Origin of the sequence: Falsiroseomonas bella (assembly GCF_003173615.1) — a bacterium.
Lineage (GTDB): Bacteria > Pseudomonadota > Alphaproteobacteria > Acetobacterales > Acetobacteraceae > Falsiroseomonas > Falsiroseomonas bella.
In genome coordinates this window covers 154,690-181,661 of sequence record NZ_QGNA01000007.1, presented here as the reverse complement: position 1 = coordinate 181,661, position 26,972 = coordinate 154,690, and the positions used below count along the sequence as shown (strand labels likewise).

Annotated in this window: 24 protein-coding genes; 20 read left to right on the top strand and 4 right to left on the bottom strand. The window is 70.3% G+C overall.

The genetic code is table 11. The annotated features are described in order from the left end of the window. Window positions 1–9: 9 nt before the first annotated feature. Genes DFH01_RS25730 through DFH01_RS25715 form a run of 4 tightly spaced genes read left to right on the top strand, consistent with a single transcriptional unit; the run spans window position 10 to window position 2,489 of the window. Entirely contained in the window at window positions 10–330 is a 321-nt protein-coding gene (locus DFH01_RS25730) for a phage holin family protein (RefSeq protein ID WP_109873391.1), read from the top strand. Beyond that, a complete protein-coding gene (locus DFH01_RS25725) occupies window positions 327–1,055 on the top strand; it encodes a DUF6441 family protein (RefSeq protein ID WP_109873390.1) in 729 nt (242 codons plus the stop codon). The genes DFH01_RS25730 and DFH01_RS25725 overlap by 4 nt, the downstream gene beginning before the upstream one ends. Then, window positions 1,052–1,498: a hypothetical protein gene (locus DFH01_RS25720; RefSeq protein WP_109873389.1), complete on the top strand. Its 447-nt coding sequence runs from the start codon at window positions 1,052–1,054 to the stop codon at window positions 1,496–1,498. The genes DFH01_RS25725 and DFH01_RS25720 overlap by 4 nt, the downstream gene beginning before the upstream one ends. Window positions 1,499–1,532: 34 nt before the next feature. After that, window positions 1,533–2,489, top strand: a complete 957-nt coding sequence (locus DFH01_RS25715; protein ID WP_109873388.1) for a phage tail tube protein — start codon at window positions 1,533–1,535, stop codon at window positions 2,487–2,489. 22 nt (window positions 2,490–2,511) lie between these two features. Here the strand turns inward: DFH01_RS25715 and DFH01_RS25710 are convergent, their stop codons facing one another. From DFH01_RS25710 to DFH01_RS25700, 3 genes are all read right to left on the bottom strand, one after another. After that, entirely contained in the window at window positions 2,512–3,090 is a 579-nt protein-coding gene (locus tag DFH01_RS25710) for a hypothetical protein (protein ID WP_109873387.1), read from the bottom strand. 87 nt (window positions 3,091–3,177) lie between these two features. Next, window positions 3,178–3,480 carry a type II toxin-antitoxin system RelE/ParE family toxin gene (locus tag DFH01_RS25705; protein WP_269846297.1) on the bottom strand — a complete coding sequence of 101 codons (303 nt, stop codon included), beginning with the start codon at window positions 3,478–3,480 and terminating at the stop codon, window positions 3,178–3,180. A 26-nt stretch (window positions 3,481–3,506) separates the two neighbouring features. Further along, window positions 3,507–3,770, bottom strand: coding sequence for a type II toxin-antitoxin system ParD family antitoxin (locus DFH01_RS25700; protein ID WP_109873385.1), 264 nt, complete (start codon window positions 3,768–3,770; stop codon window positions 3,507–3,509). A gap of 72 nt (window positions 3,771–3,842) precedes the next feature. Between DFH01_RS25700 and DFH01_RS25695 the strand changes: the two genes are divergently transcribed. Further along, window positions 3,843–4,220: a phage-derived protein YdaY family protein gene (locus DFH01_RS25695; protein ID WP_109873384.1), complete on the top strand. Its 378-nt coding sequence runs from the start codon at window positions 3,843–3,845 to the stop codon at window positions 4,218–4,220. A 404-nt stretch (window positions 4,221–4,624) separates the two neighbouring features. Here DFH01_RS25695 and DFH01_RS25690 read toward each other — a convergent pair whose 3' ends face one another. After that, complete coding sequence (locus DFH01_RS25690; protein WP_109873468.1) at window positions 4,625–6,034, bottom strand: ATP-binding protein; 1,410 nt, start codon at window positions 6,032–6,034, stop codon at window positions 4,625–4,627. Between the two features lie 163 nt (window positions 6,035–6,197). Here DFH01_RS25690 and DFH01_RS25685 point away from each other — a divergent pair, with 163 nt between their 5' ends. The 15 genes from DFH01_RS25685 (at window position 6,198) to DFH01_RS25615 (ending at window position 26,952) form a co-directional block, all read left to right on the top strand. Beyond that, window positions 6,198–8,372 carry a tape measure protein gene (locus tag DFH01_RS25685; RefSeq protein ID WP_109873383.1) on the top strand — a complete coding sequence of 725 codons (2,175 nt, stop codon included), beginning with the start codon at window positions 6,198–6,200 and terminating at the stop codon, window positions 8,370–8,372. 15 nt (window positions 8,373–8,387) lie between these two features. Continuing rightward, window positions 8,388–9,077 (top strand): hypothetical protein, encoded by a 690-nt coding sequence (locus DFH01_RS25680; protein ID WP_109873382.1) that lies wholly within the window; start codon window positions 8,388–8,390, stop codon window positions 9,075–9,077. Beyond that, window positions 9,074–9,652, top strand: a complete 579-nt coding sequence (locus tag DFH01_RS25675) for a hypothetical protein (protein WP_109873381.1) — start codon at window positions 9,074–9,076, stop codon at window positions 9,650–9,652. Before DFH01_RS25680 ends, DFH01_RS25675 begins: the two co-directional genes overlap by 4 nt. After that, the gene (locus tag DFH01_RS25670) at window positions 9,652–10,005 is read left to right on the top strand and encodes a DUF6950 family protein (protein ID WP_109873380.1); all 354 of its coding nucleotides are present in this window, start codon (window positions 9,652–9,654) and stop codon (window positions 10,003–10,005) included. Before DFH01_RS25675 ends, DFH01_RS25670 begins: the two co-directional genes overlap by 1 nt. A gap of 21 nt (window positions 10,006–10,026) precedes the next feature. Beyond that, window positions 10,027–12,033, top strand: a complete 2,007-nt coding sequence (locus DFH01_RS29090) for a phage tail protein (RefSeq protein WP_109873379.1) — start codon at window positions 10,027–10,029, stop codon at window positions 12,031–12,033. Window positions 12,034–12,048: 15 nt separating this feature from the next. Further along, window positions 12,049–13,875: a pectate lyase family protein gene (locus tag DFH01_RS25660; protein WP_109873378.1), complete on the top strand. Its 1,827-nt coding sequence runs from the start codon at window positions 12,049–12,051 to the stop codon at window positions 13,873–13,875. Between the two features lie 486 nt (window positions 13,876–14,361). Beyond that, on the top strand, window positions 14,362–14,997 hold the full coding sequence (locus DFH01_RS25655; protein ID WP_109873377.1) for a hypothetical protein: 636 nt from the start codon (window positions 14,362–14,364) through the stop codon (window positions 14,995–14,997). Continuing rightward, on the top strand, window positions 14,997–15,656 hold the full coding sequence (locus DFH01_RS25650; protein ID WP_109873376.1) for a type 2 periplasmic-binding domain-containing protein: 660 nt from the start codon (window positions 14,997–14,999) through the stop codon (window positions 15,654–15,656). The genes DFH01_RS25655 and DFH01_RS25650 overlap by 1 nt, the downstream gene beginning before the upstream one ends. Beyond that, entirely contained in the window at window positions 15,653–16,663 is a 1,011-nt protein-coding gene (locus DFH01_RS25645) for a hypothetical protein (RefSeq protein WP_109873375.1), read from the top strand. Before DFH01_RS25650 ends, DFH01_RS25645 begins: the two co-directional genes overlap by 4 nt. Before the next feature lie 359 nt (window positions 16,664–17,022). Further along, window positions 17,023–18,456, top strand: coding sequence for a DUF2252 domain-containing protein (locus tag DFH01_RS25640; protein ID WP_109873374.1), 1,434 nt, complete (start codon window positions 17,023–17,025; stop codon window positions 18,454–18,456). A gap of 189 nt (window positions 18,457–18,645) precedes the next feature. Beyond that, window positions 18,646–19,506, top strand: coding sequence for a helix-turn-helix domain-containing protein (locus tag DFH01_RS25635; RefSeq protein WP_233256300.1), 861 nt, complete (start codon window positions 18,646–18,648; stop codon window positions 19,504–19,506). Between the two features lie 75 nt (window positions 19,507–19,581). After that, on the top strand, window positions 19,582–20,793 hold the full coding sequence (locus DFH01_RS25630) for a patatin-like phospholipase family protein (RefSeq protein WP_158287903.1): 1,212 nt from the start codon (window positions 19,582–19,584) through the stop codon (window positions 20,791–20,793). 371 nt (window positions 20,794–21,164) lie between these two features. Continuing rightward, window positions 21,165–23,606 carry an arylsulfatase gene (locus DFH01_RS25625; RefSeq protein ID WP_199231412.1) on the top strand — a complete coding sequence of 814 codons (2,442 nt, stop codon included), beginning with the start codon at window positions 21,165–21,167 and terminating at the stop codon, window positions 23,604–23,606. Window positions 23,607–23,754: 148 nt separating this feature from the next. Continuing rightward, entirely contained in the window at window positions 23,755–24,489 is a 735-nt protein-coding gene (locus tag DFH01_RS25620; RefSeq protein ID WP_109873370.1) for a neuromedin U, read from the top strand. A 174-nt stretch (window positions 24,490–24,663) separates the two neighbouring features. Continuing rightward, entirely contained in the window at window positions 24,664–26,952 is a 2,289-nt protein-coding gene (locus DFH01_RS25615; protein ID WP_158287902.1) for a tetratricopeptide repeat protein, read from the top strand. Window positions 26,953–26,972: the final 20 nt, after the last annotated feature.

Below are 26,972 nucleotides of genomic sequence, written 5' to 3'. Positions count from 1 at the left end.
GTTCCCGCCATGCCGCAGAACGCCCTCACCCTGCTGGAGATCCTGCGCGACCTGTTGCTCGGCGCCGCGGCCGGCCTCGCCGGTGGCTTCGTGCGCTGGAACAACCCGGAGCGCCGGCGCTTCGGCTGGTGCCTCGCCTGGGAGGTCCCCTCCGCCGCCCTGGTCGGCAGCGCCGGCTATGCCCTCGGCGGCTTCCTCGAGTTCAACGAATACGGCCGCTTCCTCTTCGCCTTCGTGTTCGGCTATCTCGGCCAAGCCGCGCTGCACGACCTCGCCGTCGCCATCATCCGCCACCGCACCGGCCTGCCTCCGGGCGACGGCACGCCGTGAGGTTGGCTGCCCGCATCGTCGGCGACCTGCGGCAGGTGCTCGCGGCCGAGGTCCGGGCCGGCGAGCGCGCGGCGATGACGGCGATCCGCGCCGAGACCGAACAGGTCAAGCAGGAGCTGCGCGGGCAGGTGAGCAGCAGCTTCGGCGGCAATGCGCGAGGGATCGCCAATGCCTGGCGGTCGCAGGTGTTTCCCCGCGCGGGGCAGTCGCTGCGTCCTGCCGGGCTGGTCTGGACCAAGGTGCCCAACGTCATCGACGCGTTCGAGCGCGGCGCGCTGATCCGCGCCAAGGGCGGGGGAAAATTCCTCGCCATTCCGACCGGCTTCAATGCGGCGCGAGGGCGCCGGGGACGCGGCGAGAAGGGGATGCGGGTCACGCCGGCGCAGATGGTCGCCTCGGGGCAGGGTTTCCTCCGCCCCTTTAAGTCCGGCCGGGGCTTCGTCTGGTGCTTGCCGCTGCGCCAGGGGGAGCAGACCGGCAGGCGTCGGCGGACGCGCCTGATTGCCGGCGGCCTCGCGGAGGTCGGCACCGGCAACCGCAAGGGCCGCGAGGCCTGGGCGCGCGGCATGCTCGCCCGCGGCATGGTGCCGATGTTCCTGCTGCTGCCGCAGGTGAAGCTCGCCAAGCGGCTGGACGTGCAGGGTGCCGCCGAGCGCGGCCTGCGCCGGTTGCCGGGGCGCTTCGTCGCAGCCTGGGAGCGCGAGAGCGGGAGATCGGCGCCATGAGCGTTCGGGAGGCTGCGATCGCGGCGCTGCACGGCCGGCTGGCAGTGGCGCTCGCCACCCGCAATCCCGCCCCGCAGGTCCTCCGAAACGAGACTGCGCCGCAGCGCTTGCCGCCGGGCGGGCTGGTCGTCATCCGCGACGGCGAGACAGTCGAGGAGACGGCGATCCTCTCGCCGCTCGCCTGGGCCATCGAGCACCGCGCCGAGGTCGAGGTCACCGTCGGCGGCGCGACGCCGGCGGCCCGCACCGCGCTGCTCGACGCTCTGCTGGTGGCCATCGCCGCTGCCATCACCGCCGACCGCACCCTCGGCGGCGCGGTGGAATGGGCGCAGCCCGGTGCGCCCGACTTTGAGGATGTCGAGTTCGAGGGTGCCGCCGCCGCGCGCGCCGCGTCGATCCCCGTCACGCTGTTCTTCACCGTCGCCGGCTCACCGCTGGCCTGACGCTTCTTCCTCCCGCTGATCCCGGAGATCTCCGATGCCCCGTGCCATCGGCGCCAATTGCCGTCTGCTCATGACCCCCGAGGCGACCTACGGCACCGCGCCCGCGGGCGACTGGCTGCGCATGCCGTTCCTCTCCTGCGACCTCGGTGCCGAGCAGCCGCTCCTCGATGCCGATGTCATCGGCGTCGGCAGTAGCCGCGATCCCGCCGCACCCTTCCTCGACACCGTCACCGTGCAGGGCCAGGCGGTGGTGCCGGTGGACCTCAACAACATCGGCCACTGGCTGCGCCTGCTGCTCGGCGCGCCCACCACCACCGGCACCAGCCCGAACTTCATCCACAGCTTCGGCTCCGGCGCCGCGGCGCTGCCATCGAACAGCATCGAGATCGGCTATCCGGACGTGCCGAACTACGATCTCTGCACCGGCGTGCGCGCCGACACGCTGGAGATGGACTTCTCGCCGACAGGGCCTGCCACTGCGACCTTCGGGCTGATGGGGCAGGGCTCGACGCGCGGTGCCTCAAGCTCGGGCGGCACGCCGACCAGCGCTGCCTACACGGCCTTCAATAAGGCGCAGGGGGCGATCAATCGGAACGGCGCCGCGCTCGCCCAGGTGACCGGCGCGCGGCTGACCTACGCAAACGGGATGGAGATGGTGCGCACGATCCGCGCCGACCGGAAGGTCGAGGGCGTGGATCCCGGCATCGCGCGCGCCACCGGCCAGATCACCGCGCGCTTCGCGGACACCGCGCTGCTGACCCAGGCGCAGAACAACGAGCCGGCGGAGTTCGCCTTCGGTTACACGATCGATGCCAACCGCAGCCTGACCTTTACGCTGCACGAGGTCTACCTGGCGCTCGCCAAGACGCCGGTCGAAGGGCCGGGTGGCGTCGAGGCAAGCTTCGAGTTCCGCGCCGCCTTCAACGCGACGGCGACGCGGATGATGACGGCGGTACTGAAGAACCAGCAGGCGGGGACGGAGTACGCGTGAGCGCATCACCCAGAAAATTCATCTATCGGGATGTTCTCTTAACTGATCGCACCTCATGAGGCGGCGCGCCGAGCTTCTGTCTCAGATCAAGTTCATCTGTAGAGCCGATCTTGAACATGTAGGTCAGCGTTCGGCCGGACATTGCGTCGAGAAGATTCACCGCTCGCGACGCGCAGTCGGCGAATTCGACAGGTTCGTCCAGTACCCTCGGCGTGACCTGGGCAAGTTCCTGCACGTGAGCGATGTACGCGTTTCGATGTTTCACCTTCAGGTCGTTCAATGACTGCCGAAAGGCCTTCACGTCCTTGTCGAGGGCGGCTGTCCGTTGAGGGTCCAAGCCCTCTCTTTTCATGGCAGCAAAGGCCGACTGGAAGGATCGAATTCCCCTTCCGTCGTCATCGAGCGCAGTGAGGCGCGTCACGATATCTCTAGACGCGCTCTCCAGAAGCAAAGCCTCAAGGGCGAAAGCCTCATAGCTCATCGTCGCGAGAGTAGGCAAAGCGCACCTCTGACGATGCGCGTAAATGAGGATAAGCAGCCAGAGGATGTCCTCTCTGAGACCGTCAAGAAGCGTCGCCGATGGTGTGAACTGCCTGGTCATATACCTGCGATCCCCTGGAGAATCCGATGGTCGCGCTGCGCGGGCCGGGATGACGGATCGTCCTGCCGAACACGCTATCCGCGATCCTTACTCTCGCTCGAGGTCCTGCAGCACTTCCGGCAGGTCGCGTGCGCCGTGCAGGACCCGGAGGATACGCGGCGGCACCGCATTGGCGCGGTAGACGAGGATGTAGGGGAACCCGCGCAGCACTAGGAACCGCACGCTTTCGGGCGCAAGGTCCCGTCGCTGCTTCCCCATCTCGGGATGCTCCCCGAGTAGCTCTGCAGCATGTCGGATCGCGACACGCAGATCCTCTGCAGCCCGCGGATTGTCCTGCGCGATCCACGCCACCGCCTCACGCAGATCGACGCGCGCCTCCGGGGAGAGGATGGCATCATCGCCTCGAAACCGCGGGCTCAGCGACCCTTCCTCGCAGACTTCGCGCGCGCGATCACCTCGCCGAGTTCGGCATCCACCTCGTCGGCGGTGAGCCAGCCCTTCTCATCCGCCTCGCGCTCAACGCGCTCCAGCATCTCCGTGAAGGCCACGCGACGCGCCTCCTGCTGTTCCAGGAGCCGCAGCGCCGCCCGCATCACCTCGCTCACGTTGCCGTAGCGACCCGAAGCCACGCAGCGCTCCGCGAAGCCTTCGAGTTCGGGCGTCAGACTTACATTCGGCATCCCAGTCCTCCTGCCCGTGTTATGTCAGACTTTGACATGACCCGGGCGTATTTCAAGTCCGGAGACACCCGCATGCTCACCCTCGACCTCCGGGCCGAGCCGTACTGGCTCGACCTGCCGCGCGGCGTCCGCGTCGAGATCCGGCCCGTGACGACCGCGGTCATGGCCGCGGCTCAGGCCGCCGCCGCGCGCCGCCTCGCCGCGATCCGCATCGCCGACCCGGACCTCGACCCCGACATGTCGCGCGGCCTCTCCTTCGCCTTCCTGGTCAAGGCGCTCGCCCGTCACGCCGTCACCGCCTGGGAGGGCGTCGGCGACGCCGCCGGCAAGCCGCTGCCGCTCTCGCCCGAGGCGGTCGAGCGCCTGATGGACCTCGACGACATCGCCGCCACCTTCTGGGACCGCGCCACGGCGCCGGTCGCCGCGGTGGCCGCCGAGGGAAACGGCTGAGGGCCCGCGCCGCCTGGCACTTCGGCCGCGGGCCCGACTACTGCCGCGGCTGCGCCGCCCTGGAGCGCGACTGCGGCCTGGCCTGCCCCTACGGCCAGCACGCGCCCACCAGCGTTGAGGGCGCTGCCTGCTGGTCGGCCGGCACCACCTGCATCGCAGCTACCATGGCCGGCCTCGACCTCGACATTGCTGGGGCTCTCTCTGTCGCACGTGAATTGGGCGCGCCGTCCTGGGTGGCAGCGGAACTGCTGTCGGCACTGCGGGCCGGCATGGCGGCCGGGATAGTCTCCAGGCGGGATCCTCAGGAAAGCCCGGTCGGGGAAAGCCTTAAATAAACAACCCTTTGAATTGGCAAGAGTTTCCGGGGTTCCCGGGTCGTGGCCAGGATGACCACGAAAATGAACTCAGGCCCAGTAGGGGAGGTAGCGTGCGAACTTCCGCGATCCGCCGACCTTCTCGTCGGCCTTGATCAGCCCGGCATCAACCGTCGCGGAAATGATCTGCGACGTAATGGCGGCCTTCGATTCGGGTAGATCAAACCGTTCCCGGAGAGATTGATTGGTCATGCGCTCCGACATCACCCACTTGAGCGCGGCGTGCTGGTAGCAAGCGCGAACACGATCCTCGCGATCCATCCCATCGAACGGCCGGTGTCCGAAAATGGTGATGACAGTGCGCTTGTGACCGACTCGAAAATCCGGCGCAGGAAGCTGATAGGCTTCGGCAGCATGTACGACGCGGTCGATTCCGCTGCCCTTCTCCTCGCAGATGCCGAGGCGCCGCATCAGGTCCGCCAGTCGCTCATTTCGTGACTGGTAACCATCGATGAAGCGATCGACGGCCACGATCGGCTCGCCTGGGTTCGAGATCTCCAGGCGGTCGGCATAGATCTCGACCATGACCGATGCGCCGGCCATCTCGAGGTCCTGATGGATCAACGCATTCGCCACGAGTTCGCGGATCACCACCTCAGGAACGAGCTTCACCTCGGTGCGCAGCGCGTCCTTGATGATCTCGTTCTGCGGAAGCTGCCCCATCACGAAGCGGACGAGGCCTTGGAAGCCAGCCGCGTAGCCGCGTGAGCCGGGCTGGTCGAGCTTCGTCTCCAACTTCGACGTGCCGCTGTAGACGACGACCCTCGGTGCCTTGCGCGCGACGTCCGGGAAATCGGCGAGCTGCTTCGCCAGCATCAACGCGCCCAGCCGGCGGACCGCGTACCCATCGGGCACTTCGTCAATCAAGCGCTCTCGGGCGAGGCGCTCCATGACCCCAGCGCGATCCGTGGGATAGGGCTGCTTCAGCAACTCAAAGAACGCTTGGGTATCGAGCAGCTCGACGATTGCCTGCGCATCGAGACCCGTGCGGGAGTGCTGCTCCAGCCAATCGGGCTGCCCTTCAGCAAAGATCCGCCGCAGCTGATCCTCGCTCATGGGAACCAGCGATTCGCCGGAGCGCATCAAGTAGGCACCGTCGAGGTGATAAGCCGTCCCGCGCGGGCGTGACGGGATGTGGAACACGAGCACGCGACCATCCGGGTGCTGCACTTCCTCCACGTCCACTCTGAATCCCACGGCCTTGAACAAGCGCTCTGCGGTAACCACGACGTCGGGAAAGGCCCGCGATCCGACGACGGGTCGCGGAGGGGCATCGGCGATCCCCAACAGGAGGTGGCCGCCGCCCTCATTCGCGATGGCTACGCAGTATCTGTTGAGCTTATCCGTGTCGTACTGCGCCTTCGCTTCCTTGAACTCGAGACGCTGATGCTCGGTCGAGGCTTGGCGCCAGAGGTCGATCTGCTGCGGGGTGGTCGGCATCCTGCGCTGCGTCTTTCCGGCGATCTGCCCCACCGCGGCCCACGGAGGCGGCGTTGAGAGCGATTCCTGTTCAGCGTGCAAGATAGACCGGCCGCTTCTTCGCAGCGAGAGCACGCGCGGCGCCGATGACGCGTGACGGCCGATGCAAGGAGGGCTGCAGCCCATGGCCGACGCCACCCGCCGCGTCTCGGTCCGCCTCTCGCTGGACGACGCCGCCCGGGTCAAGGCCGGGCTGCGCGAGGTCGGCGAGACCGGCCAGCGCTCCCTCGACCAGATCAAGGGCGGTGCCGAGCGCGCCTCCCGCTCGCTGGACCTCCTCGACGTCGCCACGCGTGGGATCCAGATCGCCGGCGTGGCCGTCGCGGCCCGCGCCCTGGTGCAGGCCGGCGACGCGCTGACGCAAAGCCTCTCCCGCCTGCAGAACGCTACCGGCTCGGTCGAGCGGGCGAGTTCGGTCTACGAGGCGCTGTACCGCAACGCGCTGTCCACCGGCGTCGCGGTCTCCGAGAGCGTCGACGCCTTCCAGCGCTTCTCGATCGCCGCCCGCGAGATCGGCGCTACCTCTGACCAGGTGGTCCGCTTGGTCACCGGCCTGCAGCGCGTCGCCATCGTCTCCGGCGCCTCCACGGGCGAGATCTCCTCGGCCACGCTCCAGCTCGCCCAGGCGCTGGCCTCCGGGGTGCTGCAGGGCGACGAACTGCGCTCCATCCTCGAGGCCATGCCGCTGCTGGCCGAGGGGCTGGCCAAGGAACTCGGCGTCTCCATCGGCGAACTGCGCAAGCTCGGCTCCGAGGGCAAGCTCACCGCCGAACGGGTGTTCCCGGCCCTGCTGCGCGCCACGGAGCGGCTCGGCGCCGAGCTCGACCGCGCCCCGCTCTCCCTCGGCCGCGCCTTCGGGCAGCTCTCCGCGGCGACCGAGAACTTCCTCGGCCAGCTCGACCGTGCGATCGGCCTGTCCAATGCGCTGGCGCGGGCTCTGTCGGCCGCCGCCCGCGCGGTGGACGGCGTCCGCCAGGGCGCCGGTCTGCTCAGCGAGGAGGAACGCTTCGCCGGCATGCGCCGCCAGGCCGAGGCGCTGGCAGCCCAGATCGCCCGGCTGGAAAGCCAGCAGGACGGCCGGCAGAGCCTCAGCGCGCCGGTCCGCCGCGGCAGCATCCGTCCGGGTTTGGTCGGCGCCGCCGAGCAGCAGGCCGGGGTGGATCGTGCGGCCCGGCTGGAGGAGCTGCGTCGGCTATACACGGACCTCCAGGCCGAGATCACCCGCGGCGAGCAGGCCGCCGGCGAACGCCAGCGGACGGAGCAGGAGAGCGCCGCCACCCAGGCCGCCGAGGCCCGGCGCCGCCGCGCCACGCAGGACGTCCAGGACCTCACCCGCGACCTCGACGACCGCTTCCGGATCAATCGCGAATACGAGGAACGGGTCCGCCGGCTGCGCGAGGCCGAGGTGGCGGGCGGCGTCACCGCGGCCGAGCGCACGCGCCTCGAGACCCTGGCGCTGCAGGAGCGCGACGAGGCGCTGCGCCGCCTCGAGCCGCGCGTCGCCGCGGTCCGCCGCGCCAGCAATGAGGGCGCGCGGGAGGCGCGCGAGGCCGAGCGGGAGCTGAACGAGCTGCTGCGCGAACGCGAGCGGCTGATCCAGCAGAACGAGACCGCCTATGAACGCTACCAGCGCCGGATGGCCACGCTGTCCAGCCTGGTGGAGCGGGCGGAACGGGCCGGCCGGGCGGTGCCCGACGAGACCGTCCAGCGCGAGGCGGTCGCGGCGATGGAGGAGCTGGAACGCGCCGAGGAGCGTGTGCAGCGCGGCGCGGAACGCACCTCCGACACCGTCCGCGAGCTGGGCCTCACCTTCTCCAGCGCCTTCGAGGACGCGATCGTCAAGGGCGAGAAGTTCTCCTCGGTGCTGGAGGGCCTGCTGCAGGACATCACCCGCATCCTCGCCCGCAAGGTCATCACCGAGCCACTAGGCAATGCCGTCTCTGCTGGCCTGTCGGGGATCTCCTTCGACAGCCTGTTCACCGATGTCGGCTCCTGGCTCGGTGGGCTGTTCCGCGCCGAGGGCGGGCCGGTCGCCGCCGGTCAGCCCTACATCGTTGGCGAGCGGGGGCCGGAATGGTTCGTCCCGCGCCAGGCAGGCACCGTGCTGCCCAACGGCGCGGTGCCCGGCGGGGCCAGCCCGACCATCCACACCAGCATCACCATCGACGCCCGCGGCGCCGATGCCGGCGTCGAGGCACGGCTGCGGCTGCTCGCCGGGCAGATCGCCCGGCAGGCCTCGGCGATGACGCTGGATGCCATCCGCCGCGGTGGCGCGGCCTACGACACGGTGCGCGGGTAGCGGGGAGAGGTCAGCATGACCGAATACGCCTGGCCCGCCTCGCTGCGGCCGTCGCGGCTGAGCTTCTACCTGCAGCACAACACGCTGCGCTTCGTCTCGCCGGTCAGCCGTGCCACCCAGGTGCTGCGCCGCGACGGCGCGCGCTGGATCGCCGAAGCCAGCTTCGACCCGCTCAACCGCACCCAGGCCGGTGTGCTGGAGGGGCTGCTCGCCGCCCTGGCCGGTTCCGCCAACACGGTCCGCATCTGGGACTGGCGGCGGGAGTACCGCACCGGCGATCCCCGCAGCCAGAGCGAGGTCCCGAGCGGACCCTACTCCTTCTCGGACGCCACCATCTTCACCGACGGGACGGGGATGGTGGTGGGCAGCGGCACGCCGTCGTTGGCCGCCGGCGCCGCGCGCGGCGCCCTCTCCCTGCAGACCCAGGGCTGGTGGCCGAACGCGGTGGCGGTCGGCGCCGGCGACCATATCGGCCTCGCCGGCCGGCTCTACATGGCCACGGAAGGTGTCGTGGCCTCCGGCACCGGCACGGCGACCATCCCGATCGCCCCACCGCTGCGTGCCGCCGCCCCGCTCGCCGAGCCGCTGGTGCTGACGACGCCGACCGTCGCCATGCGGCTCGCCTCCGACGACGAGGGGGCGAACCCGACCCGGCCGGGCCGCTTCACCGCCATCACCATCCGCCTCGAGGAGGCCCTGCCATGACCGACGGCATCGCCGCCACGCCGCGGCTCTCGCCCCAGGCTGCCGCGGCCGCCACCGCCCCGGTCGCCACCCCGGTGGTGCTGGTCGAACTCGACTTCGCCTCCGGGCCGATCCGCGCCTGGACCGGGCTCGGCCCGCTGCATTGGGCCGGGGTGACCTATGAGGGCATGGGCACCATCGGCGCTGTCTCCGACATCGAGGAGACTGCCGAACTCAGGGCGGTGCGCATCACGCTGACCCTCTCCCCGGTGCCGCAGGAGGTGGTGGACATCGCGCTCGCCGAGCAGTCCTTCCGGCTGCGGCCAGCGCGGCTGTGGGGCGCGCTGCTCGATGCCGAGGGTGCCTTCGTCGCCGATCCCTTTCCCCTCTGGGCCGGGCTGATGGACACCATGCAGGTGGTGGACGGCGCCGAGCCGCGCATCTCGCTCACCTGCGAGAGCCGCCTCGTCGACCTCGAGCGTGCCGAGGTGCGGCGCTACACCGATGCCGACCAGCAGGCCGAGTATCCGGGGGATCGCTTCTTCGAGTTCGTCCCCGCCCTGCAGGAGGCGGAGATCCGGCTGCCGGCCAACTGATGGCCCGGCGCCCGGATTGGCCTGCGCGGCTGGCAGCCCTGCTGGCCGCGGCGGAGACGCGTCCGTTCGATGCCCATCGCTGGAACTGCGGGCGATTTGTCCTGGCCGCGGTCCACGCGGTGACCGGCGCGCATCCGCGCCCCAGGATCCTGTCCTCGCTCGAGGCCACCGCGGACAGCGCGGGCTTTCCCCGTATCCCGCCGACCTTCGCCCGCGCCGGCGATGTCGTCCTCGCCGGCGAGCCACCGCGCCTCGGCGTCGTGGTCGATGGCGGCCGCGCCGCCTTCGTCGGCCCCCGCGGCCTGGTCCGCGCCCCCCTTACGACCTGCACCACGGCCTGGCGCATCGACTGACATCTCGGAGGACCGCGCCCGATGCCTGCCGCTGTCCCCCTCATCGCCGTCGCCGCGGCCGGCGTCGCCTCGGCCGCCGTCGGTGGTGGCATCATCGGGGCCGTGGTTGGCGCCGGCGCCGCCTTCATCGTCTCGGCTATCGGCCAGTCGATCTTTCCGCAAAAGCAGAAAAAGCAGGCCAGCCTCAGCCCGCAGGCAGCCGCAATCGCCGGCTTCGACGCCGGCCAGCCCGGTGCCGGCCGCACCCAGGCCTTCCGCCAGCCGGTCACCGAGCACCAGCTCGTCCTCGGCCGCTGCAAGGTCTCCGGGCCGATCGTCTTCCTGCACTCGGCGACCGACGATGAGGGCCGCGCCGACGGCTACTTCTATTCCGTCGTCGTGCTCGCCGCGCATCGTGTGCGGGCGATCGGCGAGGTGTTCCTCGGCGACAAGGTCGAGAACGACGGCTCGCTCGCCGGGCTGGTGCGCATCGACCGGCACCTGGGCGCCTCCGACCAGGCCGCCGACGCCAACCTGATCGCCGAAACCGGCGGCCAGTGGACCAGCGACCATCGCGGCCGTGGCCGCGCCTATGTCGCCGTTCGGCTCAAGCTCACCGCCGAGGCCTTCCCGGCCGGCCCGCCCAACATCGCCGCCATCGTCGAGGGCGCCGACACCATCCTCGACCCGCGCACCGGCATCGTGGGCTGGTCCGACAATCCCGCTCTGCTGCTCGCCTGGTACCTCACCGCGCCCTTCGGCTGGCGGGCAGCCTGGGCCGACATCGACATCCCCGCGCTGATGGCCGCGGCGAATGTCTGCGACGAGCTGGTCGGCACAAGGGCCGGGGTCTACGAGCGCCGCTACACCGCCAACGGCGTGCTGTCGCTCGCCGAGGGCAAGATCGCCATCACCAGGAAACTCGCGGCCGCCATGGCCGGGGCATTGGTCGTGAGTGGGGGGCGGTTCTTCATCCATGCCGGGGCGCCGGCCCTGCCGGCGGCCAACCTCACCTCGGACGACCTGCGCGCTGACGTCACCATCCAGGGCGCGCGGCCGCGGCGGGATCTCTTCAACGGGGTGCGCGCGGTCTATGTCGAGCCGGCCGCCAACTGGCAGCCGACCGACGCCCCGCCGCTGCTCGCCTCCAACTACGTCGCCCAGGATGGCGGCGAGATGATCTATCGCGACCTCGAGTTCCCGCTGACCACCTCGGTCAGCACGGTGCAGCGGCTGATGAAGGTCGAGCTGGAGCGCAACCGCCGCCAGCGCACCGTCGCCTTCCCGGCCAACCTCTCCGCCCTGCGGCTCAGGCCCTGGGAGGCGGCAACGGTCGCCCTCGATCGGCTGACGCCCTTCCCGGCGCGGGTGACCGCCTGGTCGCTGGCGGCCGAGGGCGGCGTCGACCTCACCCTGGAGGAGGAGGACGCCGCGGTGTGGGACTGGAACCCGGCGGTCGACGAGAGGGCGACAGGGAGCAACCCTGCGGTGGTGCTGCCGAACCCGGGCGTCATCGCAGCACCCGCCAGCATCACCATCGAGACGCCGCAGGCGACCGCCTTTGCCGTGCTCGCTGTGTCCTGGGCGGCGGTCGGCTCCTCGCACCTCGTTGGCTACCAGGTTGAGTTCCTCCCCGCCTCCGTCGCGGCCTGGCAGGGCTATGGCGGCTCCCTCGGCGCCACGGCAGCCGCGATCCCCACGGCCGAGCCGACCGGCTTTCGGGTGCGCGCGGTGGCGCGTAGTGGGGCGGTGTCGGGCTGGCGGCAGGCGCTGGTCCCGGCCGCCGTAGCGGCGCCCACGGCGACGGGGATCAGTGGCGGCATTCGCCTCTCCGGCGGCTTCCCGCCCGATGCCATCCGCCTCCAGGTGTTCGAGGCCAGCAGCGCCAGCCTCGCCGCCGCGACCAAGCTGGCGGCGGAGCCGACCAGCCTCTTCTGGGATCGCAGTGGCCTCAGTGCCGGCGATACCCGCTGGTATTGGCTGCGTGCCGTCTCGGCCGAGGGCAACGTCTCCGCCCTGGCCGGCCCGATCTCCGCCACCGCGCTCTGAGCCGGAGCATCCGCTATGCCCGCCCGCATCGACGACCTGCTGGTGCTCGACACCGCGGTCAGCAAGACCGACCTCGCCAAGTACCTGCGCGACCGCGAGACGGTGCTGCCCGCCGACTTCGGCGGCCTCGGTGATGGCGTCGCCGACGACCGTGCCGCCATCCAGGCGGCCTTCGATCGCGCCGCGGCGGACCAGAAATTCGCCGTCATCCCGCCCGGCACCTGGAACGTCTCCGCCGGCGTCACCCTGGGCGGCGGCGCCCGCGGCCTGATCATGCACGGGATCATCCGCTACACCGGCTCGGCTGCGGCGACCGTGCTGACGCTGGGCGATGGCGGCACCGTCCGCAACGGCGAGAAGCACTATGCCGGGCTGCAGGTCGTCCGGCAGACCCAGTCCGACTGGCTGGATGAGGCCGATATCGGCATCGTGGTGCGCAACATCGACGCCTCCGTCGTCGAGCTCCGCCTGGTCTCGGGCTTCACCATCGGCATGCGCACCCTCGGTGACGGCCGCGGCGTCGAAGACAGCACCTTCCACCTCGGCCGCATCCTCAACAACCGCATCGGTCTCGACATCCACTGCGCCACCGCGACCGCCTGGAACACCTCGATCCGCTACTATGGCGGCCACTTTGCGGTGGCGACGGGTATCAACCCCACCATCGACCGCTTTGGGATCCGGCTGTCCAAGGCGGACGGCGCCTATTCCAACCACAACCGCCATGTCTTCGACGCCCCAAACTTCGAGCTACGGCAGCTCGATCCGAACGTCGCCATCCCCTTCCTCAACGAGACCAGCGGCTCGGCGATCATTGGCCGGGCGCTGCGCATGGAGGCCTGTTCGCCCATCGTCGCCCGGCACACCGCCGCCGCGCAGGACTGCGAATACGAGGTCGCCTGGTCCAACACCTACCAGGTCGGCATCGACTACGCTGCCACCGCCACCCGCTGCGGCAACACTGTGCTCAACCGCCATCGGGCACCGGCGTCGCGGCATCTGCGGCTGCTCGGGTCCGTGCCCAATGTGCGGGCCCAGGCCTTCCGCCACAGTGCGACCGAGATCGGCGTCGAGGGGTTGGCGGTGGTCGTCACCTCGACCACCAGTGCCACCACCCTTGCCGGGCTGTCCTTCAACGGGTTGGACGACATCACGCCGACCTCCCGCGGGCTGCTGCTCGCCGCGCAGCGGGGACTGGCCTTCGTTGTGGAGTGCGGGCAGGCGAAGGAGTTCGCCCTCGTGCATTCCCTGGTCGGCGGCGCCGACGGCGGGCGGATCTTCGTGCGCTGCTTCGATGCGGCGATGAATGTGCGGGAGAACGTCGCCGGCGACGCGCTCGCCTCGATCACCACGCTGCTGTGGAATACCCCTTCCAAAGCTTGGACCGGTGGGGCGGCCATGGCCGACGCCTTGCTGAACAAGCGCATGACGGTGCGGCTGGGGTCAGCGGTCGCCTTCGCGCAGATCGGCATCGTCGGCTTCGATGGACAGATCGAGGTCGAGGCGCTGCGGCTCTACGGGTTGCCCGAGGCGGCGCCCGCGCTGCTCTGCGGCACCCCCGCCCTGCCGGTCGGGCAGCGGGAGTTCGCGGCGGAGGTTGCGTGGGATCTGCCGAACTTGGCGCCGGGCGAGACGAGCCTGATCGACGTCACCGTCACCGGCGCGCGGCAGGGAGACCTTGCCCATGCGGCGCTCGCCTCGTCGACGCGCTTCGTCGAGCTCGACGCCGCAGCATGGTCCAGCAACACCGTGCGCGTCGTGGCCAGGAACATTTCCACGGCCACCTTCGATCTCGGATCGGCGACGCTGGCGGTGCAGGTGACGAAGTGGCGCGTGCCATGAGCCGGATGGCGGATGCGGTGTCGCCTCCGCACCCGCCTCCAACCATGCGGCCGGCCCTATGGCGACCGGCCTGGTGGGCACCAGCGGGTTCGCCGCCATTCCCACCACCGCCCTCGATCCGCCCCACCGTGCGGCGTCTCCTGCGGTCCCCGCGCTTACGGGTCCGGGTCCCCGACTGTTCGAACGCTAGCGCCAAGCGACGCACATCCGAGCGAAATTCTTCTCCGAGAGAATCCACCGCGCTGACGCGACCCTAGGCAGCAGGGGGCTGTTGCATCCAGCGACATCATCACGATGAGCGCCTTAAACCGGCGGAGGGCGGCATCGCGCGCATGAGCGCCAGCCGTGGTTGCTCTTGCGACAGTATGCCCTTTAAGGATGAATGGTGTCGCAATCGGACACGGGGGGCGAGTCGTCCTGCGCTTGGCAATTACTGCCTTTGCATGCCTGCTGCTGGTCGGCTGCACCCTCCCGCCCAATACTGCCTTGCGCGACTGGGCGCGCCTCGCCAGCGTGCTCGTAGACCACCCAAGCGCGGCGGCGCCAACTCCCGTCGACCGGGACGGGCTGCTCGCGCAGCAGGAAGCGCTCGCCATCTACCTCTACGCGCTCTCGGTCCTCGCGCAGGAGGAGAGCAAGCTCACCTTCCACGCCGAGGCCTATGCTCCGCTGGTGCCGCGTGCCGCGGCGGCCGACCCCGCCGCGGGACCAGCGGTCGCCGAGATCGGCCGCCTGCTGGACGCCGCCCGGGCGGGCAACCTCGCCCCCGGGGCGCGCGCGAGCAGCGCCGGGTCGCCGACGGTGATCGAGGATCTGCGCCTGCGGCCGCTGATCCGCGCCGCCGATCCGCCGGTGCAGGTGCTGGTCGGCACGCTGTCGCGCGCCACGGTCGGCGCGCCGGGATCGGACCAGGACACCTACCGCCAGCTGCTGGCGGCGATCGGGGAGGGCCACGCTTTGCTCAAGGCACGCGCGTCCAACATCCGGCAGCGCGAGGTCGAGCGCGAGATCCATGCCCAGGAGGACCGGCTGCGCCGCCTCATGTTGCTCCTCGCGCCCGATCCCGCGGTGGGGCTGCGGCCTGGCGCGGCCGGGATGGTCGGCGCCGTGGTGCAGCCGTGATGCGGCGCCTCGTGTTCGCCGCCCTGGCGGCGCTGCCGGCCGCCTGCAGCGCGCCCGACTATACGCCGGTGCGCGATTGGGCCCGCACCGCCAGTCTCGCCGCCGATTTCCCAGCCGGGCGCCTGCCGCCGCCGGTCTCGGAGGATGTACGGGAAGGTGCGCTGGCGATGCGCGAGGCGCTGGCCACCTACCTCGCCGCGCTCGGGCGCATGGCCGATGACGGCGTGTTGCCCTATCCGGAGAATCCCTTCGTCGAACTGGCCCCGCAGGCCGGGCGCGCGGGCACCGGCGGCGAGCAGCCGGTCGCAGCCCTCGGCGCCGTGCTGCGGCGCGCGACCAGGCAGAACTGGCGCGCACCGCAACTGCGCGGCGCGATCGGCGAGACCGATCCGTCCGTGCAGGCGCTGGTCCAGGCGCTGACGGCGGCAATCGGCCGCAATGCCGATCCGAACGAGCCGCCCGCCATCGCGACGGCGCGCGCGCAGTATTCTGCCATCATCGTGCGCATCGGCGAGGATCACGCACTGCTCCGGGCCCGCGCCTCCGACATCACCGACGAAGACGTGGTGGAACTGGTCCGTGCCGCAGAGGATCGCCTGCGCCGCGCCATGCTTGCCCTGCCGCGGCCATCCATCCCCGCGGCCGGGCCGGCGCCGTGATCGGCTTTCGGCGGATCGCACGCGCCCTGGCCGTCGCGGCGATGCTGGGCCTGCCCACGATGGCCGTCGCGCAGCCGACCGGGGAGCGGGTCGAGGCGATCCTCGATCGCATCGATGCCATCCGCGACCAGATCCGGATACGCCCTGGCGGCGTGCTCGGCATCATGGGCTACAACATGTCGCCCGATGGCTCGGCGAATGCGCTGCAGATCAATCGCAGCACAGTGAGCGCCGACGAGGGCGCCTCGACCTTCACGCTCAGCCAGTTCGGCTTCGGCTTTACCTGGAGCGAGAGCTTCCCGCTGTTCACCGAGGCTTATGTCGGCACGGCGCGCTACGACCCGCGCGCGGTGTTCACCAATCTCGGCACGCGGCGCTCGCCCCTGCGGTGGAACAACATCGCGGCGACGCTGGGCGTGGGCTACGACATCCGCATCGGGGAGTATCTCTGGCTGCGGCCGATCCTGAATGTCTCGGGCGGCTATGCGGCGTCTGATGCCTCGCTGTTCGGGCAGTTCATCCAGTACCGCACGGACCGCGACATCTCGGCGCTGACCGGCCAGCACGTGAATGTCGGGGGCCTCGGCGGGTCGCTGATGCTCGCCTACTACGACTACCGCCCGGCGCGCGACATCGATGTCGAGCTGCGCTACACGCAGATCCAGTTGCAGACCTTAGGCGACACGATCCGCGCGGCGCGGGGCAGGTCCACCGCGCAGACCGCCAGCCTCTGGACGCGGTATCGCTGGCCGACCGGCTGGGAGGCGTTCGGCCGGCCGGTGCGCTGGGTGCTCGACGGGTCGTTCAGCTACTACCTCGGCGACCAGGCCGACATCATGGGGTTCACCTGGTCGGCCAAGGTCGGTGGCGGCATCGAGATCGACGTGGGCCGCCAGGAGTTCGGCGCCCTCGGGCTCAACCTGTCCCGGGTGCGCCTGGTCGCGCGGTACTTCATCGGCGACAACAACATCACCGGCACGTCTGTCGGTATCGGCATGAGTTTCTGATCGGGTGCACCAGACTTCGCGCCGTCCGCACGGCCGTCGCTTCGCTGCAAGCTCGAAGCGCGGCGGTTCCGAGGCGGGGGGCGGCGCGCTGGAAGGGCAGCAGTATCTCGAGGTCGCGGTGGAACTTCGACGAATATGATGCTGCCGCTGCCAAAAGGGCAGGGCTTCGTTCCCGACTGCTCCGGCGTCGTGCATGCGGCTGTCATGTCCGCCAGACGTTGCTTCGCCTGTCGCGCGCTCCAGGAGGCAGAAGCCCAGGCAGCGGTGGCCCCATAAGCATCTTGATCTGTATCAACTCTCGCATCGCCACCTTGATGTTCTGTCACGCCGATTTAGAGCCGTCGGCAAAGGGGCGAGCCATGAAGAAGACAGAGAAGAAGTCGGCTCAGATCCCGCAACCGGCGGCTGTGGCCGAGCATGCGGCCCGGGCCGTCGATCTGCATGGCCCTTCTGTCGCCGAGCGCATGGAGATGGGAAAGGCGCTACGCAACCAGTTGCCTCGCACCGCGCACGCCGAATGGAAGCGGCCCGCGCAACGGCAGGATCCTGTTGCCCTGCTGCAAGCATCGGACGCTGAGCGTCTCCCGGAACTGGTGCCGATCCGCTACGGGCGGATGCTGCAGTCGCCCTTCGCCTTCTTCCGTGGTTCGGCGGCCGTGATGGCGGCCGACTTGGCGGGCACGCCGGCCACAGGGATGCGCGTGCAGGCCTGCGGCGATTGCCACTTGGCGAATTTCGGCGGCTTCGCGACGCCGGAGCGCAACATCCTCTTCGACATCAACGATTTCGACGAGACGCTGCCCGCACCCTGGGAATGGGACGTGAAGCGGCTCGCGGCGTCCTTCGTGCTCGCCGCGCGGTCCATCGGCCTGTCGGACGGCAAGGGGCGAGACGCCGCGGTGGCCATGGCGCGCGCCTACCGCAAGCGCCTGCGCGAGTTTGCCGCGATGCATCCCCTCGAGGTCTGGTACGCGCGCGTCACCGCCGAGGATGTCCTTGCCATGGTGCCGGCGGCACGCGTGGCGGCTCTCAAGGCCCGCATCGACAAGGCATTGTCGGGCAGCGGCTCGGAGCTCGATTTCCCGAAGCTCGCCGGCGTCGTGGGTGGCCGCACGGCAATCCGGGATACGCCGCCGCTGATCTTTCATCCGGACTTCGCCCGGTCCCAAGAATTCGACGAGGTCCTGAGCCAGATCTTTGCAGCCTACCGGGAAACCCTGAGCGACGACCGGCGCGTGCTGCTCGACCGCTACCGGTTGGTGGATGCGGCCATCAAGGTGGTGGGTGTGGGCAGCGTCGGCCGGCGCTGCTGGATCGCGCTGATGATGTCCGCGTCGAATGAACCCCTGTTCCTGCAGTTCAAGGAGGCCGCGGCCTCGGTGCTCGAACCCTTCGCTGGCGCCAGCGCCTATGCCCATCACGGGCAGCGCGTGGTGAACGGGCAGCGGCTGATGCAGCCGGCCTCGGACCTGTTCCTGGGCTGGGTGACGGGCGCGAATGGCAAGCAGTTCTACGTTCGGCAGCTCCGCGATGCGAAGATCAAGCCACTGATCGAGACCTTCGACGACGAGTTACTGGAACTCTATGCGCGGATCTGCGGCTGGTCCCTCGCGCGCGCCCACGCCAAGAGCTCGGAGGTGTCGAGCATCGCGGGCTATCTTGGTTCGGGTGCCGCCTTCGACGAAGCCGCCGGTGACTTCGCCGTCGCCTATGCCGACCAGGCGGAGCGCGACCATGCCGCGCTGAAGGCCGCGGTGCGAAGGGGCGCGGTGACAGTGCATCTGGAAGCGTAGACACGAAAGGGGCGCTGCGCCATGACAGTCGTCGCTGCTCTCGCAGAGAGACGGCAGGCAGCGGGCCTGACGCGCCGTTTCGATGATTCGGGCGGCTTCGGGAGAGCACTGCTCGGCGGCCAGTTCGATTGCCTGCCGGTCCGGGAGCAGCCCTTCGCGGCGACGCTTCGGGTGCTGCGCGTGGGCGACATGGTGGTGCAGCAGGCCACCACCTCGGCCCATGTCACGCGGGGCGGCATCGCGCCCGGAATAGCAGTGCTGATGATGAACCTGGAGGCCCCGCAGCGCCCGGCGCGGGTGAACGGCTCAGAGGTCGGTGCCGCGGAGGCGATCCTCGCGCTCGGCGGTGCCGAGATCACATCGAACAGCCCGCGGCCTCTCGATTGGGCGGCCCTTGCCCTGCCGCTGCCGTTGCTTGAGGAGTTGTCCGAGCTTGCGCCGCCGCAGATGCGCGTCAGGGGGGCGGTCAGCCTGCTGGCGCTGCGGCCCGACCGTGCGGCGCGGCTGGCTGGCGCGCTCTCGGCGTCGCGGCAGTTGGCAGACGATCTGCCGATGCTGCTGGAGACCCCCGATTGCGCTGGGAACCTGGCCATGTCGTTGCGCGAGGAGGTCGCCGCAGCCCTGGCTTCCGAGGCCGAGTTCAGGCCGCGCCCGCGTGCCGTCGGTCAGGCGCTACGCATCGTCGCGGCGGCAGAAGCGTTGATGGAGGCGCAGGTGGAGCGGCCGGTCTACACGGAGGAACTCTGCGCAGCGCTAGACGTATCAGCCCGGGGGCTGCACAACGCCTTCCGCGCCGTAGTGGGCATGAGCCCGCACGCCTACCTCAAGTCGCGTCGGCTGATGCTGGCGCACCGCGCATTGCTCTGCCGGCAGCACAGCCCGGACCTAGTGAAATCGGTCGCCCTCGGGCATGGCTTCTGGCATCTCGGCCATTTCGCGCGCGACTATAGGGCGCTGTTCGGCCGGCTGCCGTCGGAGACGCTCGCCATGCGCGCCGCGAGCGACCGCGGCCACGACCGGTCGCCGGGCTGGGGCATGCGGGCCACATGACGCCATGCGTCACCGACGGCCATCCGGGGAATGCCGGATCATGCAAGCACAGAGGCGAATCGAGGATCACGGCTTATGACCCGTCCATACCTGACGCGCCGCGGCGCGCTGCTGGCCACCGGCACAACGGCGGCGCTGGGGCTGACCGCCTGTGCCAGCCCGGATCGGGGCCCGCCCGTCCCGCGCGACAGGACAGGCGCCGCGCAGGTGCTGGGCGTGCCGAACGAACGCTTCCTGACCGCCACCCCCGAGGGCCTGCGCGCCATCGAGGCCGAGTTCGTCGCGGCCGGCGAACGGCAGCGTCGCCGGCTCGCGCTGCGGCCCGGCGCACCGGCGCCGCCGCTCCGCCTGCTTTCGGTGTCGGGCGGCGGGGAGAACGGGGCCTTCGGGGCCGGGCTGCTGTGTGGCTGGTCTGACCTGGGCACGCGCCCCGACTTCAACGTGGTGACCGGGGTCAGCACCGGCGCGCTGAGCGCCCCCTTCGCCTTCCTCGGCCGCGACTACGACCCGCAACTGCGCGCGGTCTACACGCAGCTCACCCTGGCAGACATCGCGGAATCGCGCGGGCTGATCCGGGCGGTGTTCGACGAATCCCTCGCCGACACCACACCGCTGTTCCGCACCATCTCCAGGTATCTCGACGAAGCGATGCTCGCGGCGATCGCGCGTGCCTATGATGACGGGCGCCTGCTGCTGATCGGCACCACCAACCTCGACGCGCAGGTGCCGGTGATCTGGAACGTCGGCGCGATCGCCCGCAGCGGCCATCCCCGGGCGCTCGACCTGGTGCGCCGCATCCTGCTGGCCTCGTCTGCGATGCCGGCCATCTTCACGCCGGTCATGATTGACGTGACGGTGGATGGAGAGGCGATGCAGGAGATGCATGTCGATGGTGGCGCCTTCGCGCAGGCCTTCCTTTACCCGTCCTCGGTGGGCCGGGCGCGGCGCGAACGGATCGCCCGCGGCACCGCCGCGCGCGACGTCGAGGTCTATGTCATCCGCAATGCGCGGCTCGACCCTGAATGGGCACGGGTGGAACGCCGCACGCTCGGCATCGCCGGGCGGGCCATCTCCACCATGATCTCGGCCAGTGGATTCAACGACGTGCTGCGCATCTACGCGGACACGCAGCGCGACCGCGTCGGCTTCAACCTGGCCTTCATCGGCAGCGATTTCGACAAGGAGCTCCCCGCACCCTTCGACCAGGGCTTCATGCGCGCGCTGTTCGACTATGGCTACGCGCGCGGCCGGCGCGGCTACGACTGGGCCAAGCGCCCGCCGCGGTGACCGGCGCGCGACGCCCCCGCACCGCAACTGCCGAAGGAAGATCGGGCGCACGACACGCATGGGCCTGTATTGCGCTCTACTGGAGTCATCCGGGATGACGAGGCACCACCTTGGGCGCGTTACACGACCGCGGCGCCTCCGACAGACACGACGCGAGTGGCGGCGGCCACGATCCTGCTCCCGGCGTGGGCATGCGGACCAGGCAATCCGATGCGCCCGCACCCTGTTCTCGTGCCGCGGGCGGATTGCCGATTTTGGATATGGTCTTCGGGCGAGGCCGCAGGACGCGGCGGCCATACTCACGCAACATTGCGTGGTGGGATCGGGGTGCGCGCAGGCGTACCGCGCGGTTCCTTGAGGGAGGCAGGCCGATGAGGGTTCTTGGAACACTCGCAACCGGGATCGTGGTCACGATGCTGGCCTTCGGGTTCGCCGCGCCGCCGGCCGCGGCGCAGCAACTGCGTGGCACGCCGGGGGCGCCCAACGCGGTGGAGTTCCCCAACTCACGTGTCCTGCCCGCGCCGCCCGGCCGCTTCGAGGGCATCATCGCGCCCTCCGCGCGGGAGAGCACGCCGGCCTGGCCGCCCGCGCTCGGCGCGCCCGAGAACGCGCCGAACGTGCTCCTGATCATCACCGACGATGTCGGCTTCGGCGCGCCCTCCACCTTCGGCGGCATCATCGAGACGCCGGCGCTGGAGCGCGTGGCCCAGGCCGGGCTGCGTTACACGCAGTTCCACACCACCGCCCTCTGCTCGCCGACGCGAGCCTCGCTGCTGACCGGGCGCAACCCGCATTCGGTCGGCTCCGGCGTGATCACGGAGCTGTCCACCGGCTTCCCCGGCTACAACGCCATCATCCCGGCCGAGACGGCGACGATCGCGGAGACACTGCGGCAGAACGGCTACGCCACGTCCTGGTTCGGCAAGAACCACAACGTGCCGCCGTGGGAGGCGAGCCCTGTCGGCCCCTTCACGCGCTGGCCGAACGGGCAGGGCTTCGACTACTTCTACGGCTTCGTCGGCGGCGACACGCACCAGTGGCAGCCCGGCAACCTGTTCCGCAACACGACACGCATCCAGCCCTTCCTCGGCAATCCGGGCTGGAACCTCTCCACCGCCATGGCGGATGATGCGATCGCCTACATCCGCACGCAGCGCGAAGCGGCGCCTGGCCGGCCTTGGTTCGTCAAATACGCTCCGGCCGGGACCCATGCGCCGCACCAGCCGCCGGCCGAATGGATCGCGCGCTTCCGCGGTCGCTTCGACATGGGGTGGGAGGCGCTGCGCGAGCAGATCTTCGCCAACCAGCAACGCCTCGGCGTGCTCCCGCCGAATGCGGTGCTGACACCCTGGCCGGAACAGCTGCCGCGCTGGGCCAGCCTCTCGGCCGACGAGCGCCGCCTGTTCATCCGCCAGGTCGAGGTCTATGCCGCCTTCCTGGCCTATACCGACCACGAGATCGGCCGCGTCATCCAGGCGGTCGAGGATGCCGGCCAGATCGACAACACGCTGGTCATCTACATCAGCGGCGACAACGGCGCCTCCAGCGAGGGGCAGCTGCGCGGCACGCCGAACGAGGTTGCCTACTTCAACGGCATCGAGACGCCGGTCGCGGCACAGCTCCGCCTGATGGACGCCTGGGGCACCGAACGCACCTACAACCACATGGCGGCCGGCTGGGCCTGGGCCTTCAGCACTCCCTACCGCTGGTTGAAGCAGGTCGGCTCCCACTTCGGCGGCACGCGCAACGGCATGGCGATCTCCTGGCCGCGCCGCATCGCGGACCGCGGCGCGATCCGCCACCAGTTCCATCATGTGATCGACGTGGCGCCGACCATCCTCGAGGCGATCGGCATCCCCGAGCCGCAGATGGTGAACGGCGTGCCGCAGCGCCCCATCGAGGGCGTCAGCATGGCCTACACCTTCGATGCGGCGAACGCGCGGGCGCCGTCGCGCCGGCGCACGCAGCACTTCGAGATGTTCGGCAATCGCGGCATCTACCACGACGGCTGGTACGCCAATACGACGCCGGCCAACCCGCCCTGGGACAGCACGAGCCCGCCCCCCGCGGATGTGGTGAACGGCTACGCCTGGGAACTCTATAACCTGGCGGAGGACCCGACGCAGTCGCGGAACCTCGCGGCACAGCACCCCGACCGGCTGCGCGACCTGCAGCAGCTGTTCCTGGTGGAGGCGACGCGCTTCGGCGTGCTGCCGATGGCCAACTCGACGCTCGATCGCCTGCTGGTGGAGCGACCCGGCTTCGCGGCCGGCCGCACGGTGTTCAACTACAGCGGCACGGGCGTCGGCCTGACCTCGGACAGCGCACCATCGATCCTCAATCGCGCCTATCGCGTGACGGCGGAGATCGAGGTGCCGCAAGGCGGTGCGAACGGCATGCTGGTCACGCACGGCGGCCGCTTCGGGGGCTATGGCTTCTACCTGCGGGAGGGCCGGCCGGTCTGGACCTGGAACTTCCTCGACATCGAGCGGACGAAGTGGGAGGGGACGGAGGCGCTGCCCCCCGGCCGCCACAGCATCGTCTTCGAATGGCGCCCCGATGCGTCGGGCCCACCGGTGGGTCGTGGCGGCGTCGGCACCCTCTCCGTCAACGGACGCACGGTGGCGGAACGCCGCATGGAGCGGACCATCCCGATCTACCTGCAGTGGTCTGATCCCTTTGATGTCGGGCAGGATACCGGCACCCCGGTCGATGAGCAGGACTACCAGATGCCCTTCGCCTTCACCGGGACGCTGCGCAACCTGCAGTTCAATCTCGGCGCCTCCACGCTGCCGCAGGCGTCGCGGAACTGACGCCATGGCTGCACAACATGACCCACGGTGGAAGCGAGACCTACGTCTCGCCACCACTGCCTGCGCCCTTGGCGCCTGCGTCCCGCTTCCGGGACGCCTCGCGGCGCAGACGGCTCCGGCCGCGCCGCCGCCCGGCGCCCCCCCGGGGATGGATGCGGACGCGCTCGCCCGTCAGACGCAGAACCCGGTCGCCAACCTGATCAGCGTGCCGTTCCAGAACAACACGAACTTCAACTACGGCCCCCGGAACCACACGCAGAACATCCTGAATATCCAGCCGGTGATCCCCTTCGGCCTCAACGAGGACTGGAACATCATCACCCGGACGATCCTGCCGGTGATTTCCCAACCCGGCTTCGCGCCGGGGGAGGGCACGACCTTCGGGCTCGGCGCGTTGCAGGTCTCGGCCTTCCTGACGCCCGCGCAGTCCGGCCGGCTGATCTGGGGCGTGGGGGTCGTGGGTCAGGCCCCAACGGTCACCGACGAGGTGCTCGGCAGCAGGGCCTGGGGCGTCGGCCCGACCGCCGTCGCGCTGACGATGGCGGGACAATGGACGATCGGCGGCCTGGTCAACAACGTCTGGTCCATCGGCGGCGAGGGCAGCAACAAGTACAACAACTTCCTCTTCCAGCCCGTCCTCAGCTATAATATTCCACAATCGCCGGGCACCTACCTCTCGTTCTCGCCGATCATCACTGCGAATTGGGAAGCGCGCAGCGGCGACCAATGGACAGTCCCGGTCGGATTGTCGGCGGGCCAAGTCTTCCGGATCGGCAGCCAGCCGGTGAACGCGCAAATCGGCGCCTACTACAATGTCGTGCGCCCGGATATCGGACCGGAGTGGCAATTGCGTGCCCAGTTGCAGTTCCTCTTTCCGCGGTAGGGTCGAACATGGGCGGATGTTGTCGTGGGGCAGGGTGCCAGCCGCCCGCGCGGCGGTCAGGAACCTCCGGCGCATCGTAACGCCGTGAGCGAACCATCGGATGCACGGGAAGCGACCGGGGTAGGGCCTCATTGGGCTGCGTTGGTTTGTGTCGCGGCCCTCGTCTGCATCCCCGTGCTCCTGGCGGCGCTGCTCGTCTCGCCGTCCAGCCCGACGGCGCGCGAGCAGCAGCGCGCCAGCTTCGTCGGCTCAGCCACCTGCGCCACCTGTCACGCGCCGCAGGCCGCCGCCTGGCGAGAGAGCGACCATGCCCGCGCCATGGCCGCCGCGGCGCCGGCGAATGTGCTCGGCGACTTCTCCGGCGTGACCGTCACCGACGGCCGCCACACCGCGACCTTCCGGCGGGACGGAGACCGCTACGTCATTCGCACGGATGGGCCCGATGGAACGGTCGCGGACTTCACCATCACTGAGACCTTCGGCGTCGATCCGCTGCAGCAATACCTCGTGCTGTTTCCCGACGGGCGCCGCCAGGCGCTGCCCTGGGCCTGGGACAGCCGGCCACGCGAGCACGGCGGCCAGCGCTGGTACCACCTGATGGCGAACGAGCCGCTGCCCGCGACCGACCCTCTGCACTGGACCGGCCGCGAGCAGACCTGGAACTTCATGTGCGCGTCCTGCCACTCGACCGGGCTGGTGCGCGGCTACGACGCGGCGACGGACCGCTACGACACGCGCTGGACCGAGATCAGCGTCGGCTGCGAGAGCTGCCACGGGCCGAGTGCCGCGCATGTCGCCTGGGCGCAGGCCGGCGCGCTTGGCGAGGACCCGCATCGCGGCCTCTCCGTCCGGCTGCGGGACCGCTCCGGCGGCGCCTGGCGCTTCGCGGCCGACGACCCGCGCGGCATCGCGCGCTGGGAAGGCCCGCCGCGCCAATCGACCGCCGCGCAGGTCGAGACCTGCGCCCCCTGCCATGCCCGCGCCCGCCCGCTGGTGGCGGACCCGTCGCCGGGCCAGCGCTTTCTCGACACCCACGCGCCGCTGCTGCTCGAACGCGGCGAGTACCACGCCGATGGCCAGATCCAGGGCGAAGTCTTCGAATGGGGCTCTTTCGCGCAGTCGCGCATGAGCCGCGCCGGCGTGGTCTGCGCGGATTGCCACGACCCGCATCGCGGCACGTTGCGCGCGGAAGGCAACGCGGTGTGCGCGCAATGCCATCTGCCCGAACGCTTCGACACGGCCGAGCATCATCGCCATCCGTCCGGCAGCGCGGGGGCGCAATGCGTGTCCTGCCACATGCCCGCGGTGACCTACATGGGCGTGGACCGCCGGCGGGACCACGCCTTCAGCGTGCCGCGGCCCGATGTCGCGGCGCAGATCGGCGCGCCGGACACCTGCACATCCTGCCACACGGACCGACCGCAATCCTGGGCGGCACGACAGATCGTGGAGTGGTTCGGGCCGCGTCGACGCGACGACCCGCACCCCGCGCTGGCCATCGTCGCGGGGCGGGAAGGACGCGCAGGGGGGGATGCTCTGCTGGCCGCCATCGCGACGGACCGTTCGCGTGCGCCTATCCTGCGGGCGACCGCCGTCTCGCTGCTGCCCATGCCGCCTTCCCCGGCCACGGCGCAGGCGATCGGTGCCGCGTTGCTTGACCCCGATCCGCTGGTACGCGCCGCGGCGCTGCGCACGCTTGACGGCCTGCACCCGCGCAACCGGCTGCACGCCGCGCGCTTCCTGGGCGACGAGACGCGGCTGGTGCGCATCGAGGCGGCACGCGCCCTTGCCCCCGTGCCGCTCGACGCGCTGCCCGAAGCGGCGCGCCCCGCCTTCGTTCGCGCCTGGGAGGAACTGCTCGCGAGCGAGCGCGTCGCCGCCGAACGCCCGGAGGCCCACGTGAACATCGCCACCCTGCTCGCCGCGCGGGGCGACATGGCCGGCGCCGAGGCCGCCTATCGCGAAGCGCTGGCGCGCGACGCGACACATCTCGGCGCGCTCGTGAATCTCGCGGATTTCGAGGCGCGGCGGGGCCGGCACGCGGCGGCCGAGGCGGCGCTGCACCGCGCCGTCGCCGCCCAGCCGCGGGAGGCCGAGGCACATTACGCGCTGGCGCTTGCGCTCGCGCGCCAGGGTCGCGCAGCGGATGCGATCGGGTCACTGGCGGAAGCCGCTGCATTGCGCCCGGAGGAACCGCGCTACGCCTATGTCCAGGCCATCGCGCTGAACCAGTTGCGGCGGACCGAGGACGCCATGGCCGTGCTGCGCGCGAACCTCGAACGCCACCCGCGCCACCGCGACAGCCTAATGGCGCTCGCGACGATCGAGCGCGACCGGGGGAACTTCACCGAGGCGGAACGGTTGGCTGCCGCGGCAGTCGCGCTGAACGCATCCGACCGCGAGGCCGCCGCACTCCTCTCGCAACTGCGGGGGCTTCGCCAGCGCTTGCCGGGGATCCGTTAGGACAGCGCTGGCGCGCCCGT

Bases quoted from the DNA above. Each gene is read 5' to 3' on its own strand.
- DFH01_RS25640 (WP_109873374.1), top strand. From the start codon at position 17,023: ATGAAGAAGACAGAGAAGAAGTCGGCTCAGATCCCGCAACCGGCGGCT.
- DFH01_RS25680 (WP_109873382.1), top strand. From the start codon at position 8,388: ATGACCGAATACGCCTGGCCCGCCTCGCTGCGGCCGTCGCGGCTGAGC.
- DFH01_RS25635 (WP_233256300.1), top strand. From the start codon at position 18,646: ATGGTGGTGCAGCAGGCCACCACCTCGGCCCATGTCACGCGGGGCGGC.
- DFH01_RS25720 (WP_109873389.1), top strand. From the start codon at position 1,052: ATGAGCGTTCGGGAGGCTGCGATCGCGGCGCTGCACGGCCGGCTGGCA.
- DFH01_RS25625 (WP_199231412.1), top strand. From the start codon at position 21,165: ATGAGGGTTCTTGGAACACTCGCAACCGGGATCGTGGTCACGATGCTG.
- DFH01_RS25690 (WP_109873468.1), bottom strand. From the start codon at position 6,034: ATGCCGACCACCCCGCAGCAGATCGACCTCTGGCGCCAAGCCTCGACC.
- DFH01_RS25660 (WP_109873378.1), top strand. From the start codon at position 12,049: ATGCCCGCCCGCATCGACGACCTGCTGGTGCTCGACACCGCGGTCAGC.
- DFH01_RS25730 (WP_109873391.1), top strand. From the start codon at position 10: ATGCCGCAGAACGCCCTCACCCTGCTGGAGATCCTGCGCGACCTGTTG.
- DFH01_RS25715 (WP_109873388.1), top strand. From the start codon at position 1,533: ATGCCCCGTGCCATCGGCGCCAATTGCCGTCTGCTCATGACCCCCGAG.
- DFH01_RS25710 (WP_109873387.1), bottom strand. From the start codon at position 3,090: ATGACCAGGCAGTTCACACCATCGGCGACGCTTCTTGACGGTCTCAGA.
- DFH01_RS25700 (WP_109873385.1), bottom strand. From the start codon at position 3,770: ATGCCGAATGTAAGTCTGACGCCCGAACTCGAAGGCTTCGCGGAGCGC.
- DFH01_RS25630 (WP_158287903.1), top strand. From the start codon at position 19,582: ATGACCCGTCCATACCTGACGCGCCGCGGCGCGCTGCTGGCCACCGGC.
- DFH01_RS29090 (WP_109873379.1), top strand. From the start codon at position 10,027: ATGCCTGCCGCTGTCCCCCTCATCGCCGTCGCCGCGGCCGGCGTCGCC.
- DFH01_RS25650 (WP_109873376.1), top strand. From the start codon at position 14,997: ATGCGGCGCCTCGTGTTCGCCGCCCTGGCGGCGCTGCCGGCCGCCTGC.
- DFH01_RS25620 (WP_109873370.1), top strand. From the start codon at position 23,755: ATGGATGCGGACGCGCTCGCCCGTCAGACGCAGAACCCGGTCGCCAAC.
- DFH01_RS25695 (WP_109873384.1), top strand. From the start codon at position 3,843: ATGCTCACCCTCGACCTCCGGGCCGAGCCGTACTGGCTCGACCTGCCG.
- DFH01_RS25670 (WP_109873380.1), top strand. From the start codon at position 9,652: ATGGCCCGGCGCCCGGATTGGCCTGCGCGGCTGGCAGCCCTGCTGGCC.
- DFH01_RS25675 (WP_109873381.1), top strand. From the start codon at position 9,074: ATGACCGACGGCATCGCCGCCACGCCGCGGCTCTCGCCCCAGGCTGCC.
- DFH01_RS25685 (WP_109873383.1), top strand. From the start codon at position 6,198: ATGGCCGACGCCACCCGCCGCGTCTCGGTCCGCCTCTCGCTGGACGAC.